This is a genomic window from Sagittula marina (genome assembly GCF_014196795.1).
Taxonomy (GTDB): Bacteria; Pseudomonadota; Alphaproteobacteria; order Rhodobacterales; family Rhodobacteraceae; genus Sagittula; species Sagittula marina.
In genome coordinates this window covers 46,075-60,926 of sequence record NZ_JACIEJ010000001.1, presented here as the reverse complement: position 1 = coordinate 60,926, position 14,852 = coordinate 46,075, and the positions used below count along the sequence as shown (strand labels likewise).

General features: G+C 54.5%; 16 protein-coding genes. 7 read left to right on the top strand and 9 right to left on the bottom strand.

Going from position 1 to position 14,852, the window contains the following annotated elements:
• Positions 1–58: 58 nt before the first annotated feature.
• The gene (locus tag GGQ68_RS00320) at positions 59–619 is read right to left on the bottom strand and encodes a nucleotide exchange factor GrpE (protein WP_183962327.1); all 561 of its coding nucleotides are present in this window, start codon (positions 617–619) and stop codon (positions 59–61) included.
• Between the two features lie 3 nt (positions 620–622).
• Positions 623–1,690 (bottom strand): heat-inducible transcriptional repressor HrcA, encoded by a 1,068-nt coding sequence (gene hrcA, locus GGQ68_RS00315; RefSeq protein WP_183962325.1) that lies wholly within the window; start codon positions 1,688–1,690, stop codon positions 623–625.
• 108 nt (positions 1,691–1,798) lie between these two features.
• On the opposite strand from hrcA, the gene rph reads away from it, so the two are divergent.
• From rph to hemW, 3 genes are read left to right on the top strand one after another with little or no spacing between them, the layout of a single operon-like run.
• A complete protein-coding gene (gene rph, locus GGQ68_RS00310; protein ID WP_183962323.1) occupies positions 1,799–2,512 on the top strand; it encodes a ribonuclease PH in 714 nt (237 codons plus the stop codon).
• The gene (rdgB, locus tag GGQ68_RS00305) at positions 2,512–3,120 is read left to right on the top strand and encodes an RdgB/HAM1 family non-canonical purine NTP pyrophosphatase (RefSeq protein ID WP_183962321.1); all 609 of its coding nucleotides are present in this window, start codon (positions 2,512–2,514) and stop codon (positions 3,118–3,120) included. The genes rph and rdgB overlap by 1 nt, the downstream gene beginning before the upstream one ends.
• Positions 3,083–4,279: a radical SAM family heme chaperone HemW gene (hemW, locus tag GGQ68_RS00300; protein ID WP_183962319.1), complete on the top strand. Its 1,197-nt coding sequence runs from the start codon at positions 3,083–3,085 to the stop codon at positions 4,277–4,279. The genes rdgB and hemW overlap by 38 nt, the downstream gene beginning before the upstream one ends.
• Here hemW and GGQ68_RS00295 read toward each other — a convergent pair.
• Genes GGQ68_RS00295 through rho form a run of 6 tightly spaced genes read right to left on the bottom strand, consistent with a single transcriptional unit; the run spans position 4,276 to position 11,062 of the window.
• Entirely contained in the window at positions 4,276–5,184 is a 909-nt protein-coding gene (locus GGQ68_RS00295) for a ParB/RepB/Spo0J family partition protein (protein ID WP_183962317.1), read from the bottom strand. The genes hemW and GGQ68_RS00295 overlap by 4 nt on opposite strands.
• A 21-nt stretch (positions 5,185–5,205) precedes the next feature.
• Entirely contained in the window at positions 5,206–6,015 is an 810-nt protein-coding gene (locus GGQ68_RS00290; protein WP_183962315.1) for a ParA family protein, read from the bottom strand.
• Entirely contained in the window at positions 6,008–6,625 is a 618-nt protein-coding gene (rsmG, locus tag GGQ68_RS00285; RefSeq protein WP_183962313.1) for a 16S rRNA (guanine(527)-N(7))-methyltransferase RsmG, read from the bottom strand. Before rsmG ends, GGQ68_RS00290 begins: the two co-directional genes overlap by 8 nt.
• Positions 6,625–8,499, bottom strand: a complete 1,875-nt coding sequence (gene mnmG / locus GGQ68_RS00280; RefSeq protein ID WP_183962312.1) for a tRNA uridine-5-carboxymethylaminomethyl(34) synthesis enzyme MnmG — start codon at positions 8,497–8,499, stop codon at positions 6,625–6,627. The genes rsmG and mnmG overlap by 1 nt, the downstream gene beginning before the upstream one ends.
• Before the next feature lie 3 nt (positions 8,500–8,502).
• Positions 8,503–9,783: a tRNA uridine-5-carboxymethylaminomethyl(34) synthesis GTPase MnmE gene (gene mnmE / locus GGQ68_RS00275; RefSeq protein WP_183962310.1), complete on the bottom strand. Its 1,281-nt coding sequence runs from the start codon at positions 9,781–9,783 to the stop codon at positions 8,503–8,505.
• Between the two features lie 7 nt (positions 9,784–9,790).
• A complete protein-coding gene (gene rho / locus GGQ68_RS00270) occupies positions 9,791–11,062 on the bottom strand; it encodes a transcription termination factor Rho (protein WP_183962308.1) in 1,272 nt (423 codons plus the stop codon).
• A 530-nt stretch (positions 11,063–11,592) separates the two neighbouring features.
• Between rho and GGQ68_RS00265 the strand changes: the two genes are divergently transcribed.
• Genes GGQ68_RS00265 through dnaQ form a run of 4 tightly spaced genes read left to right on the top strand, consistent with a single transcriptional unit; the run spans position 11,593 to position 14,336 of the window.
• Entirely contained in the window at positions 11,593–12,192 is a 600-nt protein-coding gene (locus tag GGQ68_RS00265; protein WP_183962306.1) for a Maf family protein, read from the top strand.
• Positions 12,189–13,022 (top strand): shikimate dehydrogenase, encoded by an 834-nt coding sequence (locus tag GGQ68_RS00260; protein WP_183962304.1) that lies wholly within the window; start codon positions 12,189–12,191, stop codon positions 13,020–13,022. Before GGQ68_RS00265 ends, GGQ68_RS00260 begins: the two co-directional genes overlap by 4 nt.
• A complete protein-coding gene (gene coaE / locus GGQ68_RS00255; protein ID WP_183962302.1) occupies positions 13,019–13,612 on the top strand; it encodes a dephospho-CoA kinase in 594 nt (197 codons plus the stop codon). The genes GGQ68_RS00260 and coaE overlap by 4 nt, the downstream gene beginning before the upstream one ends.
• The gene (gene dnaQ / locus GGQ68_RS00250; protein ID WP_183962300.1) at positions 13,605–14,336 is read left to right on the top strand and encodes a DNA polymerase III subunit epsilon; all 732 of its coding nucleotides are present in this window, start codon (positions 13,605–13,607) and stop codon (positions 14,334–14,336) included. The genes coaE and dnaQ overlap by 8 nt, the downstream gene beginning before the upstream one ends.
• Positions 14,337–14,347: 11 nt before the next feature.
• Here dnaQ and secB read toward each other — a convergent pair whose 3' ends face one another.
• Positions 14,348–14,836 (bottom strand): protein-export chaperone SecB, encoded by a 489-nt coding sequence (gene secB / locus GGQ68_RS00245; RefSeq protein WP_183962298.1) that lies wholly within the window; start codon positions 14,834–14,836, stop codon positions 14,348–14,350.
• Between the last annotated feature and the right edge of the window lie 16 nt (positions 14,837–14,852).

Sequence of the window (14,852 nt, the reverse complement as noted above, 5' to 3'; positions counted from 1 at the left end):
GACTGAAACGTAAAAAGCCGGGCAAATCGCCCGGCTTTTTCATGTCAAATTTGCTGGCTTACGCGGGGGTCGAACTGACTCCGACCTGCGCCGGGCGCAAGAGGCGATCATAGAGCAGAAAACCTTCGGTGGAGACTTGGATGATCTCCCCCGCAACGGTGCCCGGTACTGGGGCCTCGAACATGGCTTCGTGCTCTTTGGGATCGAACTTGTCGCCGATTTCGGGGACAATTCGCTTCACTCCGTGACGGTCGAAGACGTTCAAAAGCTCTTTGAGCGTCAACTCCACGCCTTCGACCAACGCCGTTGACGCGCCGGAGTCCGTTTCCTTCGCCGCGAGCAAGGCACGGTTCAAGTTGTCATAAACGGGGAGCAGGTCACGCGCGATACGCGTCCCACCGTAGGCTTGCGCCTCCTGGCGGTCCTTTGCTGCGCGCTTGCGAGCGTTTTCCGCATCGGCCAAGGCGCGCATGAATTTGTCTTTCATCTCGTCGCGCTCTGCGCGCAGAGCATCAACTTCGACTGCCACGTCGTCCATCTCCTCTTCGTCTTGCGCGTAAGCTTCAGCTTCGGCGCTGTCGATATCGTCGAGGAAGTCTTCTTCTTTCGGATCTGCCATTCTTCACCTCTGGCTCCGGTCGGTGATAAGCTTGCCGACCAGTTGCGCTGTATAATCCACGATCGGAACGATCCGCCCATAGTTCAGACGGGTGGGGCCAATCACCCCGACCGCACCGATAATCTTTCGGTCTGCGTTCATATATGGAGACACCACCAGAGAGGAACCCGAAAGTGAGAAAAGTTTGTTCTCAGACCCAATAAAAATGCGGACTCCCTCGCCATCTTCGGTCAATTCAAGAAATTCGGCGATGTCACGCTTGCGTTCGAGGTCATCAAACAGGCTACGGATTCGGTCCAGTTCCTCTTCGGCGGCTTCATCAATCAGGTTCGCGCGCCCCCGAACGATCAGACGTTCCGTGCGCGTGTCGTGACCGTCCCACACTGCGATACCCGCGTCGATAAGATCTGACGCGAGCGTGTCGATTTCTGTCCGACGGCGCGTGATCTCCGCCTCCATCACTTTTCGAAGACCGGAAAGCGTGCGCCCCTCCACCAGCGAATTGATGAAATTTGCCGCTTCGCGCATCGCAGAGGGCGTGAGTCCCGGCGGCGGCGTAAACACGCGGTTTTCCACATGCCCGTCAGCAAAAACGATGACCACAAGCGCGCGTTCCTGAGACAGCGAGACAAATTCGATGTGTTTCAACGGCGCTTCGTGTTTGGGCGTCAAGACCAAGGACGCGCCGCGTGTGACCCCGGACAGGGCCGAGCCAACATGATCCAGCAACCCGCCCACGTCGTCGGAGCTGCGCCCGGCGGTCGCGTCCAGCGCCTCTCGATCGAGATTGTCCAACTCTCGGACCTCAAGAAGACCATCAACGAACATCCGCAGCCCTGTCTGCGTCGGAATCCGGCCCGCAGAAACATGCGGACTGTTGAGCAGGCCAAGGTATTCCAGATCTTGCATCACGTTGCGAATCGTCGCGGCAGACACCTTTTCCGTAAGGGTCCGCGTCAACGTTCGGGAGCCCACTGGCTCGCCGGTGTCCAGATATCCTTCGACCACACGGCGGAACACCTCGCGGGAGCGAGCGTTCATTTGTGCCAGAAGATCATTTGTCTGGGTCATTGGTATCCCTTCAAGGGCCATTAAAGAGGACATGCGCGTGGCGTCAATCGGGGTTGCGCTTTACTCGGTGCCCTGTCTATCCCGATGGGGGCAATGAAAGGATACACCATGCGACCGTCAGGAAGAGAATTAAGCGAAATGCGCGCGGTTTCAATCGAAACCGGGGTGACGAAACACGCCGAAGGGTCGTGCATGATCAAGATGGGCGACACGCATGTTCTGTGTACCGCATCGCTGGAGCCACGAGTCCCGCCGTTCATCAAAGGGTCGGGGCAGGGCTGGGTGACCGCAGAATACGGGATGTTGCCCCGGTCGACCACATCACGGATGCGCCGTGAATCCACGATGGGCAAGCAAGGCGGCCGCACGGTCGAAATCCAGCGCCTGATCGGTCGCGCGTTGCGCGCCGGTGTGGACCGCAACGCGCTTGGCGAACGTCAGATCACAGTGGATTGCGACGTCATTCAAGCGGATGGCGGAACCCGTTGTGCGTCTATCACCGGCGGTTGGGTGGCGCTGCGTCTGGCCGTAAACAAATTGATCAAAGCGGGCGATATCGTCACTGATCCACTGGTGTCGCCTGTGGCTGCGGTGTCCTGTGGCATCTACGCCGGGCAGCCGATTTTGGATCTCGACTACCCCGAGGACAGCGAAGCTGGTGTGGATGGAAACTTCATCCTGCGCGGCGATGGTGCTCTGATCGAAGTCCAGATGAGCGCGGAAGGCTCCGTCTTTTCTCGCGCGCAGATGGATGACCTGATGGGCCTGGCCGAAAAGGGTGTGGCCGAGCTGGTCGCAGCACAAAAGGCCGCGGTAAGCTGATGCGGGAACAGATTGGCGACAAGCTGCTGGTGGCGACGCACAACCAAGGCAAGCTGGACGAAATCAAGGCGCTGCTGGAACCCTTTGGCGTGACCTGTGTTGGCGCGAAGGAAATGGGCCTTCCAGAGCCAGAGGAAACCGGCACGACCTTCGTTGAAAATGCCCGGATCAAGGCGCATGCCGCGGCAAAGGCCACCGGCTTGCCCGCACTCTCCGACGACAGCGGGATCGAAATCGACGCGCTGGACAAGGCACCCGGTGTCTACACCGCCGACTGGGCCGAAACGCCCAATGGGAGAGATTTCGTCATGGCCATGACCAAGGCGCACGACAAGCTGGTCGAGAAGGGCGCTGCAGAACCCTGGACTGCACGGTTCTGCTGTACTTTGGTTTTGGCACTGCCCGATGGCAGCGATCATGTCTTCCCCGGTGTCATGGAGGGACAAGTGGTCTGGCCGATGCGCGGGGCGCAGGGGCACGGGTACGATCCCATCTTCGTCCCCGAAGGCTTTGACATCACCTTTGGTGAAATGGACCGTTGGAAAAAGAACGAGATCAGCCACCGTGCTGATGCGTTCAAGAAGTTCGTCGACGGCTGTTTTGCCTGAAGTCGTGCTCGAAAACTGGCAGCAGGGGGGCTTTGGACTGTACGTTCATTGGCCCTTCTGCGAAGCCAAGTGCCCCTACTGTGACTTCAACAGTCACGTGGTCAGTCAAATCGACCAAGCCCGTTGGGCCAACGCCCTCGCTGCGGAGGTTCGCCGCGTCGCCACCGAGGTGCCCGGGCGTGTCTTGACCTCGATATTCTTTGGCGGTGGCACGCCGTCGCTCATGGCGCCTGAAACGGTGGCGCAGGTGATCGACGCCGCGCGGGACTGCTGGACCTTCTCGAACAACATAGAAATTTCTTTGGAGGCCAACCCACGCTCCGTCGAAGCGGCGCGCTTTGAGGGCTACGCGAGGGCGGGCGTCAATCGTGTGTCTCTTGGAGTGCAGTCCTTGCGTGCGCCCGATTTGAAGAAGCTTGGCCGCTTGCATGACGTCAACGAAGCTCGCGCCGCATTCGGCATCGCACGCGAGGTGTTCGACAGGGTAAGCTTCGACCTGATCTATGCCCGTCAGGGCCAGAGCCTTCGCGACTGGGAAGTCGAGCTTCGAGAAGCCTTGGACATGGCTGTGGATCACTTCTCGCTCTATCAATTGACCTTGGAACCAGGGACAGCATTTTGGGACCGAGCGGAACGCGGCGGGCTACGCGGCCTTCCAAGTGAAGATCTTGGCGCGGATATGTATGATCTGACGCAAGAGGTCTGCGCCGCAGCGGGCATGTCCGCATATGAGGTATCCAATCATGCGCGTCCCGGTGCGGAGTCGCGCCACAATCTGGTCTACTGGCGCTATGGAGACTGGATGGCTGTGGGCCCTGGCGCGCATGGTCGTTTCACGACACCGTCCGGACGCCAGGAAACGGTCGCCCATAGAATGCCCGGCGCATGGTTGGCAGCCGCGGAACGTGGGAACGGAGAAGAGACCCGACTGATTGCGCCGCCCGATGAACAGGCCGCTGAATACCTCATCATGGGTCTGCGGCTGAACGAAGGCATAGATTTGCCGAGGCTCCACCGTATGTCGAACGATTTTGCAACAGGGGACCAAATCAAGGGTCTGTCCGAGATGGGTCTGGTTGCATCTGACACCTCTCGGCTGTGGGCAACGCCGAGAGGTCGATTGGTTTTGAACAGCGTGATCGAGAAGTTGGTACCTTAACGATGCGTGCTAAGCAGCGCACAGAGTGTGTCCAGATCCTCTAGGCTCTCGTAGGATATCGAAACACGACCTTTCTCAGACCCCGCTTTGTGATCGATGAACACTTTCATACCCAAAGCAGCAGACAAATCTCCTTCAAGAGCCTTGGTGTCCGCATCTTTTCCGACATTGACTCCACCTTCAACCGAAGGCTTTTTCGGCTTTTCAGGGTTCGGACCGGACTTGACCAGCTTCTCCGTTTCACGCACGGAGAGGCCCTTCTCCGCAATCGTCTTTGCCAATTCTTCAGGGTTTGGCGCAGTGATCAACGCGCGCGCGTGCCCCGCGCTAAGGGTCCCTTGCGACACCATATCCTGAACTGTCTCTGGCAAATTCAACAGACGCATCAGGTTGGCGATATGCGACCGTGATTTACCCAAGGCTTCAGCTAGTTTTTCTTGGGTGTGGCCAAATTTGAACATGAGTTGACGAAACCCGGCGGCTTCCTCAATCGGGCTCAGGTCCGCGCGTTGAATGTTCTCGATAATAGCGATTTCAAGAACTTCGGTGTCGTTGAAGTCCCGGATAAGAACCGGAACCTCGTGCAGCTTCGCCATCTGGGAGGCCCGCCAGCGGCGTTCACCCGCGACAATCTCATACATCCCGTCCGCTTTGGGATCTGGCCGCACAATGAGCGGCTGAATGACACCTTTGGTCCGGATAGAATTGGCCAGATCCTCAAGATGCTCCGGCGTGAAAACGCGACGCGGCTGATCTGGGTTGGGGCGAAGAGATTCAATGGGAAGTTGCCGATCGGCTCGACGCGGCGCTTCCGTTGGTCCAGTATCCTCAGCTGGGGCCACGTCTGCCATAAGCGCTGAGAGGCCTCGACCAAGCCCCCGACGCGTGTCTTTCTTCTCTGCCATAGTGGCCTCCTTCGCGCGCATTTATGCAGCGCGCTTGTCGTTCTTTTTGATGAGTTCTTCTGCGAGCGCTCTATACGCTTTTGCGCCCTTTGACGCGGTATCGTATGCGAGAACGGGCAGCGCATAAGACGGCGCTTCACTGACACGAACGTTGCGCGGGATGACAGTGTCGAACACCAATTCCCCGAGATTCGCACGCGCATCGGCCTCCACATGTTGGGAAAGGTTGTTGCGTGCGTCATACATCGTGAGAACAATCCCCTCGATGCGAAGCGCTTGGTTAGCTGTCTGCCTGACTTCTCGGACAGTCAGCATGAGTTGAGACAGACCTTCCAATGCAAAAAATTCACTTTGAAGCGGGACCAGGACGGAATGAGACGCCACCATTGCGTTAACAGTCAGCAGGTTCAAGGACGGCGGACAATCGATCAAGATCACATCGAATTGAAACGCATCCATTGCCGGTTGACGCAAAGCGTCGTGCAGCAAAAAGCTGCGCTTTTCATTGGCAATCAGTTCCATATCTGCAGAACTCAGATCGACCGTCGCAGGGATCAGATGTAGCCCATCCGTGCCAGTCGGAAGGATAACATCCTCCAGCGCTGCATCATCAACCAAAAGCTCGTACGTGGTGAGTTCACGATCCTCAATCTCGATACCCAGACCAGTGGAAGCATTCCCCTGCGGGTCCAGATCCACAATCAGGACTTTCTGACCCATCTCGCAGAGCGCCGCACCGAGGTTAATTGTCGTGGTGGTTTTACCCACGCCGCCTTTTTGGTTCGCCACGGCGATGATTTTCGGCGCGCTAGAACGCAATGGATCAGTCATGTGAGAGGTCTCGCAAATGCAGGATGACAGCGTCGGAGTCTGTCTGACTTGTATGCGCAGTATATTCGAATTTCCATTCCGTGTGTGCATCTTCGAGCTCTTTTCCCCAGGTTTTTCCTTTAAGGAACAGGGCACATCCGGAAGGCTGAAGATGTCGATAAGCGAAATTACATAGAAGCGGAAGCGGTGCCAGTGCGCGGGCCGTTGCGACATCACAACCCAACGGCTCAATCTGTTCTATCCGCTTTGCGATCACTGTCGCTGAGACCGACGTTTCGCGCAAAACTGTACGCAAAAAACTCGCTTTCCGCTGGTCCGCTTCAATCAATGTGATGTTCATCTCAGGCATTAATTCAGTGGCAATAATAGCCAGCACGAGACCAGGAAAGCCACCACCGGATCCGAAATCCACAAGGCTCTTGGCGTGCTTCGGCAGCAAAGCGAATACCTGGGCTGAATCGTAAAAGTGACGGTTCTCGGCTTCGCTCAGAGTTTTTGCCGATATCAAGTTTATTCTAGGGTTCCACTTTTTTACGAGTTCCAAATAGTGGCCCAGCCGCTCCAGTGTTTCACGTGAAACATCCAGGCCAGCGATAGAACTCAAGGACATCAAGCTGACTTTCTGACAGAGTGACGAAGTTTAGCCAAAACCAACATCAGACCAGCCGGTGTCATGCCTTCGATCCTTGAAGCTTGGGCAATACTCTCGGGACGCACAGCTTCCAGTTTGGCGCGAAGTTCATTCGAAAGGCTTGAAACACTAGAGTAGTCAAAATCCGCGGGAATGCTCAACGCTTCATCACGCTTAAGAATTTCGACATCCCGAGATTGGCGGTCAAGGTAGTTGGCGTAAAGAGCTTCCTTTTCAATCTGCGCTGAAATGTCCTCTGATATCGCAGACAAAGTATTGGAGCCTTTTGCAATCTGGGAAAAGCTGCAGTCCTTTAGGGACAGGAGCTGATAGGCTGACCGTCGTGTTCCATCAAGGTTGACGGCAACACCCAATTCTCGAGCTTCCTTGGGCGTAAACATCAAATCGTTCAGGAGGTCGCGAGCTTTTGCGAGGTCTTCCTGCTTCTTAACAAAGGCCTGAGTCCTCGCGTCGGAAATGCACCCGATTTCCATGGCCAGAGGCGTCAACCGCTGATCAGCGTTGTCAGCCCGAAGAGAAAGCCGAAATTCCGCGCGACTGGTAAACATACGATATGGCTCAGTCACGGACCGTGTGGTCAAGTCGTCGATCATCACGCCGATATAACTGTCGGTCCGGCTGAATCGAATTGGATCTCGATCAAGCGCCTTTGCAGCTGCGTTAAGCCCTGCAACAGCCCCCTGAGCGGCAGCTTCCTCGTACCCGGTTGTTCCGTTGATTTGGCCAGCTAAAAACAAACCACCTACTGATTTCAGCTCCAAGGTAGAAGACAAACTTCTAGGGTCAACAAAGTCATATTCTATTGCATATCCGGGTTGGAGAATGGTCACGCCTTCAAGACCGGCCATACTCCGAACATAGCTTTCCTGAACCTCGGCAGGCAAAGAGGTCGAAATGCCATTAGGATAAACAACGTCTGTGTCCAATCCTTCAGGTTCAAGAAAGACTTGGTGCGAAGTCTTCTCGGCGAATCTGACGACTTTGTCTTCAATTGACGGACAGTAACGAGGACCCACACCATCAATGTGCCCCCCGTACATCGCAGATTTCCCCAGGTTCTCTCGTATAATTTCGTGTGTTTCTTCGTTCGTGTGTGTGATCCCACAGGAGATTTGTCGTGCAGTCGGCCGTGTCGACAAAAATGAAAACATGACGGGATCAGAATCGCCTGGTTGCGCGTCCAATGCGTCCCAGCGGATTGTGTTGCCGTCCAACCTTGGCGGGGTGCCCGTCTTTAGACGTCCCAGGGGAAGTCCAAAATCGTCTATACGTTCAGCCAATTTCAGAGAAGCCTTGTCACCCATTCGACCACCGGAATAGTTTACATCTCCGATATGGATAAGGCCCCGTAAAAACGTTCCGGTTGTCAACACAACCGCACGCGCAGAAATTTTCGTTCCGTCTGCTAAAACAATTCCTGAAACGTCAGGCCCGCTCAATATTAAGTCTGAAACCTCACCCTCAATGATATCCAAGTTTTGTTGTTCATGCAGCGCTTTAGTCATTGCGGACGCATAGCGCTTACGATCAGCTTGAGCGCGCGGGCCTTGGACGGCGGGCCCCTTTCGACGATTTAGTAGTCGAAATTGAATACCCGCGAAGTCAGCAACGCGACCCATCAAACCGTCGAGTGCATCTATCTCGCGAACGAGGTGGCCTTTACCAAGTCCGCCAATTGCCGGGTTACACGACATAACCCCAATATCGGTCAGTTTCAGCGTCACAAGTGCCGTGCGTGCTCCCATACGAGAAGCGGCAGAAGCCGCGTCAGCGCCTGCGTGCCCAGCACCGATTACAAGAACGTCGTAGTTCGATTGTTTCACGTGAAACACTCCTCACTTACCGATGCAGAAAGACGAGAAAATCTCATCTAACAGGTCCTCTACGTTGATTTTACCAACCAGGGTCTCAAGGTATCTGATGGCCACACGGATATCTTCACTAACAAGATCAGCTTGAAAATTCTCATCTGAAAGTTCGGTTAAAGCACGACCAATGTACGAGATACTGTGACCTAGATTTTCTCTGTGTCGGGCACGAGATGCTAAGCCTGCATTGGCAACACGCCCGGACAGTACAGACTTAACATTATCTAACAGGACTGAAACACCAAATCCCGAGTGACCTGATACCCCCTTAGGATGCCCATGGTCCTGCTTGGGAATTAAGACTATATCATCTTTTTGAACAGGGAGGAGGAGCTCTTCTTCATTTCTGGCTAGGTGTATCCGCAGATCCGCAGCTGCTGCGCGATCTTTCGCGCGCTTTACGCCAATTTGCTCGACAACATCTGAGGTCTCACGCAATCCAGCTGTGTCGAGGAATGTCACTGCCAGACCAAGGATATCCATTCGGACTTCGATGACATCGCGTGTCGTGCCAGCAACATCTGACGTAATAGCCGCTTCGCGTCCTGCCAGATAGTTGAGAAGTGTCGACTTTCCAGCGTTGGGCGGACCAACAATCGCCACCTCGAAACCTGAACGAATGCGTTCTGCTGCATCGACGCCGGAATGTTCGGTTTCCAAGTCCGCTTTTACTGAGGAGAGCAGAGAAACGACTTCATCAGACACATCGTAAGGGACATCTTCATCGACGAAGTCAATCGTTGCTTCAAGCAACGCCGCGGCACGAACCAACTTGGCGCGCCAGTCTATGACCTTATCTGACAACGCTCCGGTCAAAACCTGGATCGCTTGCTTCCTTTGAGCTTCCGTTTCCGCATCAATCAAGTCTGACAATGCTTCTACTTGGGTCAGATCTAGTTGACCATTATCAAGCGCTCTCCGAGTAAACTCGCCAGGTTGAGCCATTCTGTAAGAGGGAAGTTTGCTCAGAAACGATAAAACGGCATTTACCACGGAAATACTTCCGTGGAGATGGAATTCAGCAATGCGCTCGCCAGTGAAGCTAGCACCTTCCTCAAAAACGATAATCATCGCTTGATCAAGAAATATGCCAGCTTCGTCTTTTAACGTACGCAGGCTTGTCGTTCGCGCCGGGGGAACTTTCCCCGCCAGCCGCTCTACCGACGTCCACGCATCTGGTCCAGATACGCGCAATACGGCGACCCCCGCCTTTCCAGGCGCGGAGGCCAAGGCAAAGATCGTATCCATAATTGCCTCAGCTGTTCATAGAGTCGAAAAACTCTGAATTTGTCTTGGTTTGCTTAAGCTTCGAAATCAGGAACTCAACAGCATCGGTGGTGCCCATGGGGTTCAGGATCCGACGCAACACGAAGGTCTTTTGAAGGTCAACTTTGTCAACCAACAGTTCCTCTTTCCGAGTACCGGACTTGAGAATATCCAGGGCCGGGAAGACTCGCTTGTCCGCGACCTTTCGATCAAGAACGATCTCAGAGTTGCCTGTACCTTTGAATTCTTCAAAGATCACTTCGTCCATGCGCGAACCCGTATCGATCAGCGCTGTGGCAATAATCGTCAGAGATCCGCCTTCCTCAATGTTACGTGCCGCACCAAAGAAACGTTTTGGGCGTTGCAGGGCATTTGCATCCACACCGCCGGTCAAAACTTTGCCGGAAGATGGCACAACAGTGTTGAACGCTCTACCAAGTCTAGTGATAGAATCCAGAAGGATGACTACATCTCGTTTATGTTCAACAAGGCGCTTGGCTTTTTCAATAACCATCTCAGAAACGGCAACGTGACGATCCGCAGGTTCGTCGAAGGTAGACGAGACAACCTCACCTTTAACGGAGCGTTGCATGTCTGTGACTTCTTCGGGACGTTCGTCGATCAACAGAACGATCAAGTAACATTCTGGGTGGTTTTTCTCGATCGAGTTGGCGATGTTCTGGAGCAGTACTGTCTTACCTGTTCGCGGCGGTGCCACGATCAAGCTTCGCTGGCCTTTGCCAATCGGAGCGACGAGATCAATGATACGGGCAGAACGGTCTCTGATCGTCGGGTCTTCAACTTCCATTTTCAGACGCTCGTCCGGATAGAGCGGAGTGAGGTTGTCGAAGGCAATCTTGTGACGGGCCTTGTCCGGATCTTCGAAGTTGATCCGTGCAACTGAGATCAGAGCGAAATAACGCTCTTCTCCATCAGGGGCTTTAATTTCGCCTTCGATGCTGTCGCCAGTGCGAAGCGAGAATTTACGGATCATATCGGGCGAGACGTAAATGTCGTCGGGGCCAGGCAAATAGTTTGCTTCAGGAGACCGAAGAAATCCAAATCCGTCCTGCAAAACTTCCAGAACACCGTCACCAAAGATCTGCCAGCCGTCATCCGCGCGTTCGCGGAGAATCTGGAACATCATCTCGCCCTTACGCATGGTCGAGGCGTTCTCGATCTCCAACTCTTCTGCCATCGACAGAAGGACTTTGGGACTTTGTGCCTTGAGATCGGCGAGGTTGAGCTTTTCTTCGGTCATGAAACACCTCACGCCAAGCCATGCGGCAGCGTGCTTTCTTGGTAGACTGGGAGAGTTTGATCCAGAACAGGAACAAGCGTTCAGGTAAAGGTCATGAGCTCGTCCGTCAATGCTCAAGTTCGAGAGCCTATCTTCCTTATAGAATAAAGAATTTAGAAAGGTTTTTGATGTTCGTTGTGCGAGCTGTTTCTGTGGATACTTGGCATATCAACACGAATGTTAACAGGTTGTAAGTCTGAGGATAAAGTGGGGGGAAGGCTTGTGAACGTCATCTTGAAAAGTGCAAAACTTACAATGAATTCAGTCGCTTAAAGAGAATTTAATTTTTGTCTCTTGCCATGGATAAATCTGTGGGGGGGTGCTCTCTCACAGAGAAGTTCTCTCCTCTCCAGTTATCCGTATCCACAGACGTACAGAAGATGTGAGAGGCGGCACAAGGTAGGGCTTTGCCCACACGCTTGCATGTTTAGGGAATTTTCCTCAAAACCATCATCAGACAACCGCACACGTTTATGCAAAGACTTACCCACATGAAAGTGGACTTGATCCTCGCTTCCAGTTCGTCAATCCGCCGCGAAATGCTCGAATCGGCGGGCCTTGTGGTTGAGTGCCAGCCAGCATCTATCGACGAAAAGGCGATTAAAGAATCGCTCTTGTTTGAAGAAGCCTCGCCCAGAGATGTTGCCGATACGTTAGCAGAGGCGAAGGCACGCAAAATTTCCTCTCGAATACCGGATGCTCTTGTTCTCGGCTGTGATCAGGTCTTGGAAGTGGAACAGTCTCTCCTGTCTAAACCTGAGACGCGAGATGATGCGCGCGAGCAGTTGCTCCGGCTTCGGGGAAAGACCCATCGGTTGTTGTCTGCAGCTGTCATTTATGACGGTGGGGAACCGGTGTGGCGACACATCGGGATCGCGCGGCTTGGGATGCGAGCATTTTCAGACGAATATCTCGAAGCCTATCTTGACCGAAACTGGCCTGACGTTGGATCGTCGGTCGGAGGATACAAGCTGGAGAAAGAAGGTGTGCGCCTGTTTTCGCACATACAAGGCGACAATTTCACAATCCTCGGTCTGCCTCTGGTGGAGCTGTTGAACTATCTTTCGCTAAGAGGAGCCATTTCCGCATGAGTCTTCATCGCATTCCATTGGCAGGTGTCATCGGCTCCCCTGTGGCACATTCGCGGTCGCCGCGATTGTTCAGTCATTGGCTTCGAAAATATGGTATTGCCGGGCACTATGTCCCGATGGAGATTGCAGACGACAAGTTGGAGGCAGCGCTGCGTAGTTTGCCGGACCTCGGATTTGTGGGCGCAAATGTGACCATCCCACACAAAGAAACGGTGATGGAGATCGCGGATCATGTATCGGAGCGCGCCACGCTGATCGGAGCTGCCAATACATTGGTTTTGAAGGAAGACGGGAGCATTCACGCGGATAACACCGATGGTTTTGGTTTCATTGAAAACCTGCGCCAAGGCGCGCCCGGTTGGGATCCTACGACCGGACCGGCCGCTGTCTTTGGGGCAGGGGGAGCATGTCGGGCGGTCATTGCCTCGTTGATTGATGTCGGCGTTCCGGAAATTCGCTTATCCAACCGCTCACGGGAGCGGGCAGAGCAGTTGCGCCAAGACTTCGGCGATACAATTGTCGTTTATGATTGGGTGCAGGCCGGGAATATAGTCGAAGATTGCGCCACGGTGGTGAACACAAGTTCCCTTGGGATGACCGGTAAACCGGAATTCCGCGTGCCGCTTGATGCGTTAACGTCAGGCATGGTTGTGACGGACCTTGTTTACACTCCTTTGCAAACACGCCTGTTGGCCGAGGCAGAGGCAGCAGGCTGCACAGTGGTCGACGGATTGGGCATGCTATTGCACCAGGCCGTGCCCGGCTTTGAACGATGGTTTGGCACCAGACCCGAGATTGACGAAGAAACCCGCGCTGCCGTACTTCGATGAAATATAGGCTGGGTCTGACAGGCTCTATCGGCATGGGTAAATCCACAACCGCCCGGCTGTTTGCGGAGGCGGGGTGTGCTGTTTGGGATGCAGACGCTGCGGTTCATCGGCTCTATGGTGTTGGCGGTGCCGCGGTTCCACTTATTTCTGAGCAGTTTCCAGAAGCGGTGAAGGCAGGGCAGGTGGATCGCAGTGCTCTTAAGGCCTTGATAGCAAAGGAAAGTGCAGCGCTGGCAGGATTGGAAGCTATCGTACATCCGCTTGTCCAAGAAGATCGTGCTCATTTCATGAAGGAAGCCAAACAGGATATCGGCGTTTTCGATATTCCACTGCTGTTTGAAACCGGTGGTGACGCAGAGATGGATGGCACGGCCTGCGTCTCGGTTTCACGTGAAACGCAACGTGCACGAGTCCTCGCTCGTGGCACAATGACTGTGGCAGATCTTGAGCGGATCCTGGCGCGTCAGATACCGAATGAAGACAAATGCACGCGCGCCGATTGGGTGATAGAGACAGATACAATGGAACATGCCCGCGCTCAGGTGCAGGCTATCGTTGCCGAGATTGAGGAGACCTTATCCCATGCGTGAAATCGTACTCGACACAGAGACGACCGGCTTCGAACCCGAGCAGGGGGACCGTATCGTTGAAATCGGTGCCGTTGAGCTTTTCAATCATATGCCCACAGGTAAGACCTATCACCAGTACATTAACCCTGAGCGCGGTATGCCGGACGAAGCTTTTGGTGTGCATGGCATCGGTCCCGACCTGTTGTCTTCGCCGCGTCCGGCGGAGCCGGGTGAGGTCACCCTCAAGGACAAACCGCTTTTTGCAGAAATTGCTGACGATTTTTTAAAATTCGTTGGTAGCGATGCGAAGTTGGTCATCCACAATGCCAGCTTTGATATGAAATTCCTCAATGCGGAGCTTCGGTGGAGCAAGCGGCGCTTGCTACCGAGTGAGATCGCTATCGATACGCTTGGTATGGCGCGCAGGAAATATCCCGGGTCTCCGGCCACGCTCGACGCACTCTGCCGACGGTTTTCCATCGATAACACAGCAAGAACACTGCACGGTGCTTTGCTCGACTCGGAGATTTTGGCGGAAGTTTATCTCGAACTGATTGGGGGGAAGCAGCCGGATTTTGGTCTGAGTGCTGTGCAGGAAACGGCGGGTGCCAGTGATCTGGACAGCAATTGGCGTCCCCAGCCGCGCCCGACGCCTCTGCCATCGCGTCTGTCGGACAGCGAAAAGGCGGCTCACGCCGCCTTTGTCGAAACTCTTGGGGATGCTGCTCTTTGGCTGAAGAGCTGATCCCGATACGATCAGGCGGTTCCGGCGGGCTGCTCGGACGCGCGGCGCTGTAGCTCGGCCCGGTAGAGAGCCAGAAAATCGATCGTCTCCAGGTTCAGCGGCGGGAAGCCACCATCGCGGGTGACGTCCGACACGATGCGACGCACAAAGGGGAACAGCATGCGCGGGCATTCGATCAGCAAGAACGGGTGCATCTGATCTTCGGGCACGTTCTCGACATGGAACACACCAACGTAATCAAGTTCGAGCAGGAACAGAACTTCAGCGTTTGACTTGGACTTCGACTCGACCTTGAGCTTCATCACGACTTCGTACTGATTGTCGGCCGTGCGTTTTTTGGCATCAAGATTAACCTGAACCTGAACGTCGGGTTGAACTTCGCCGGTTACACCCTTTTGCGACAGGATGTTTTCAAACGACATGTCGCGAATGAATTGCGCGAGAACGTTCATCTTCGGCGCCTGTTGGGGCGCTTCAGCGCCTCCGTTGGTCTCTGCCATGGATACTCTCCGGTTT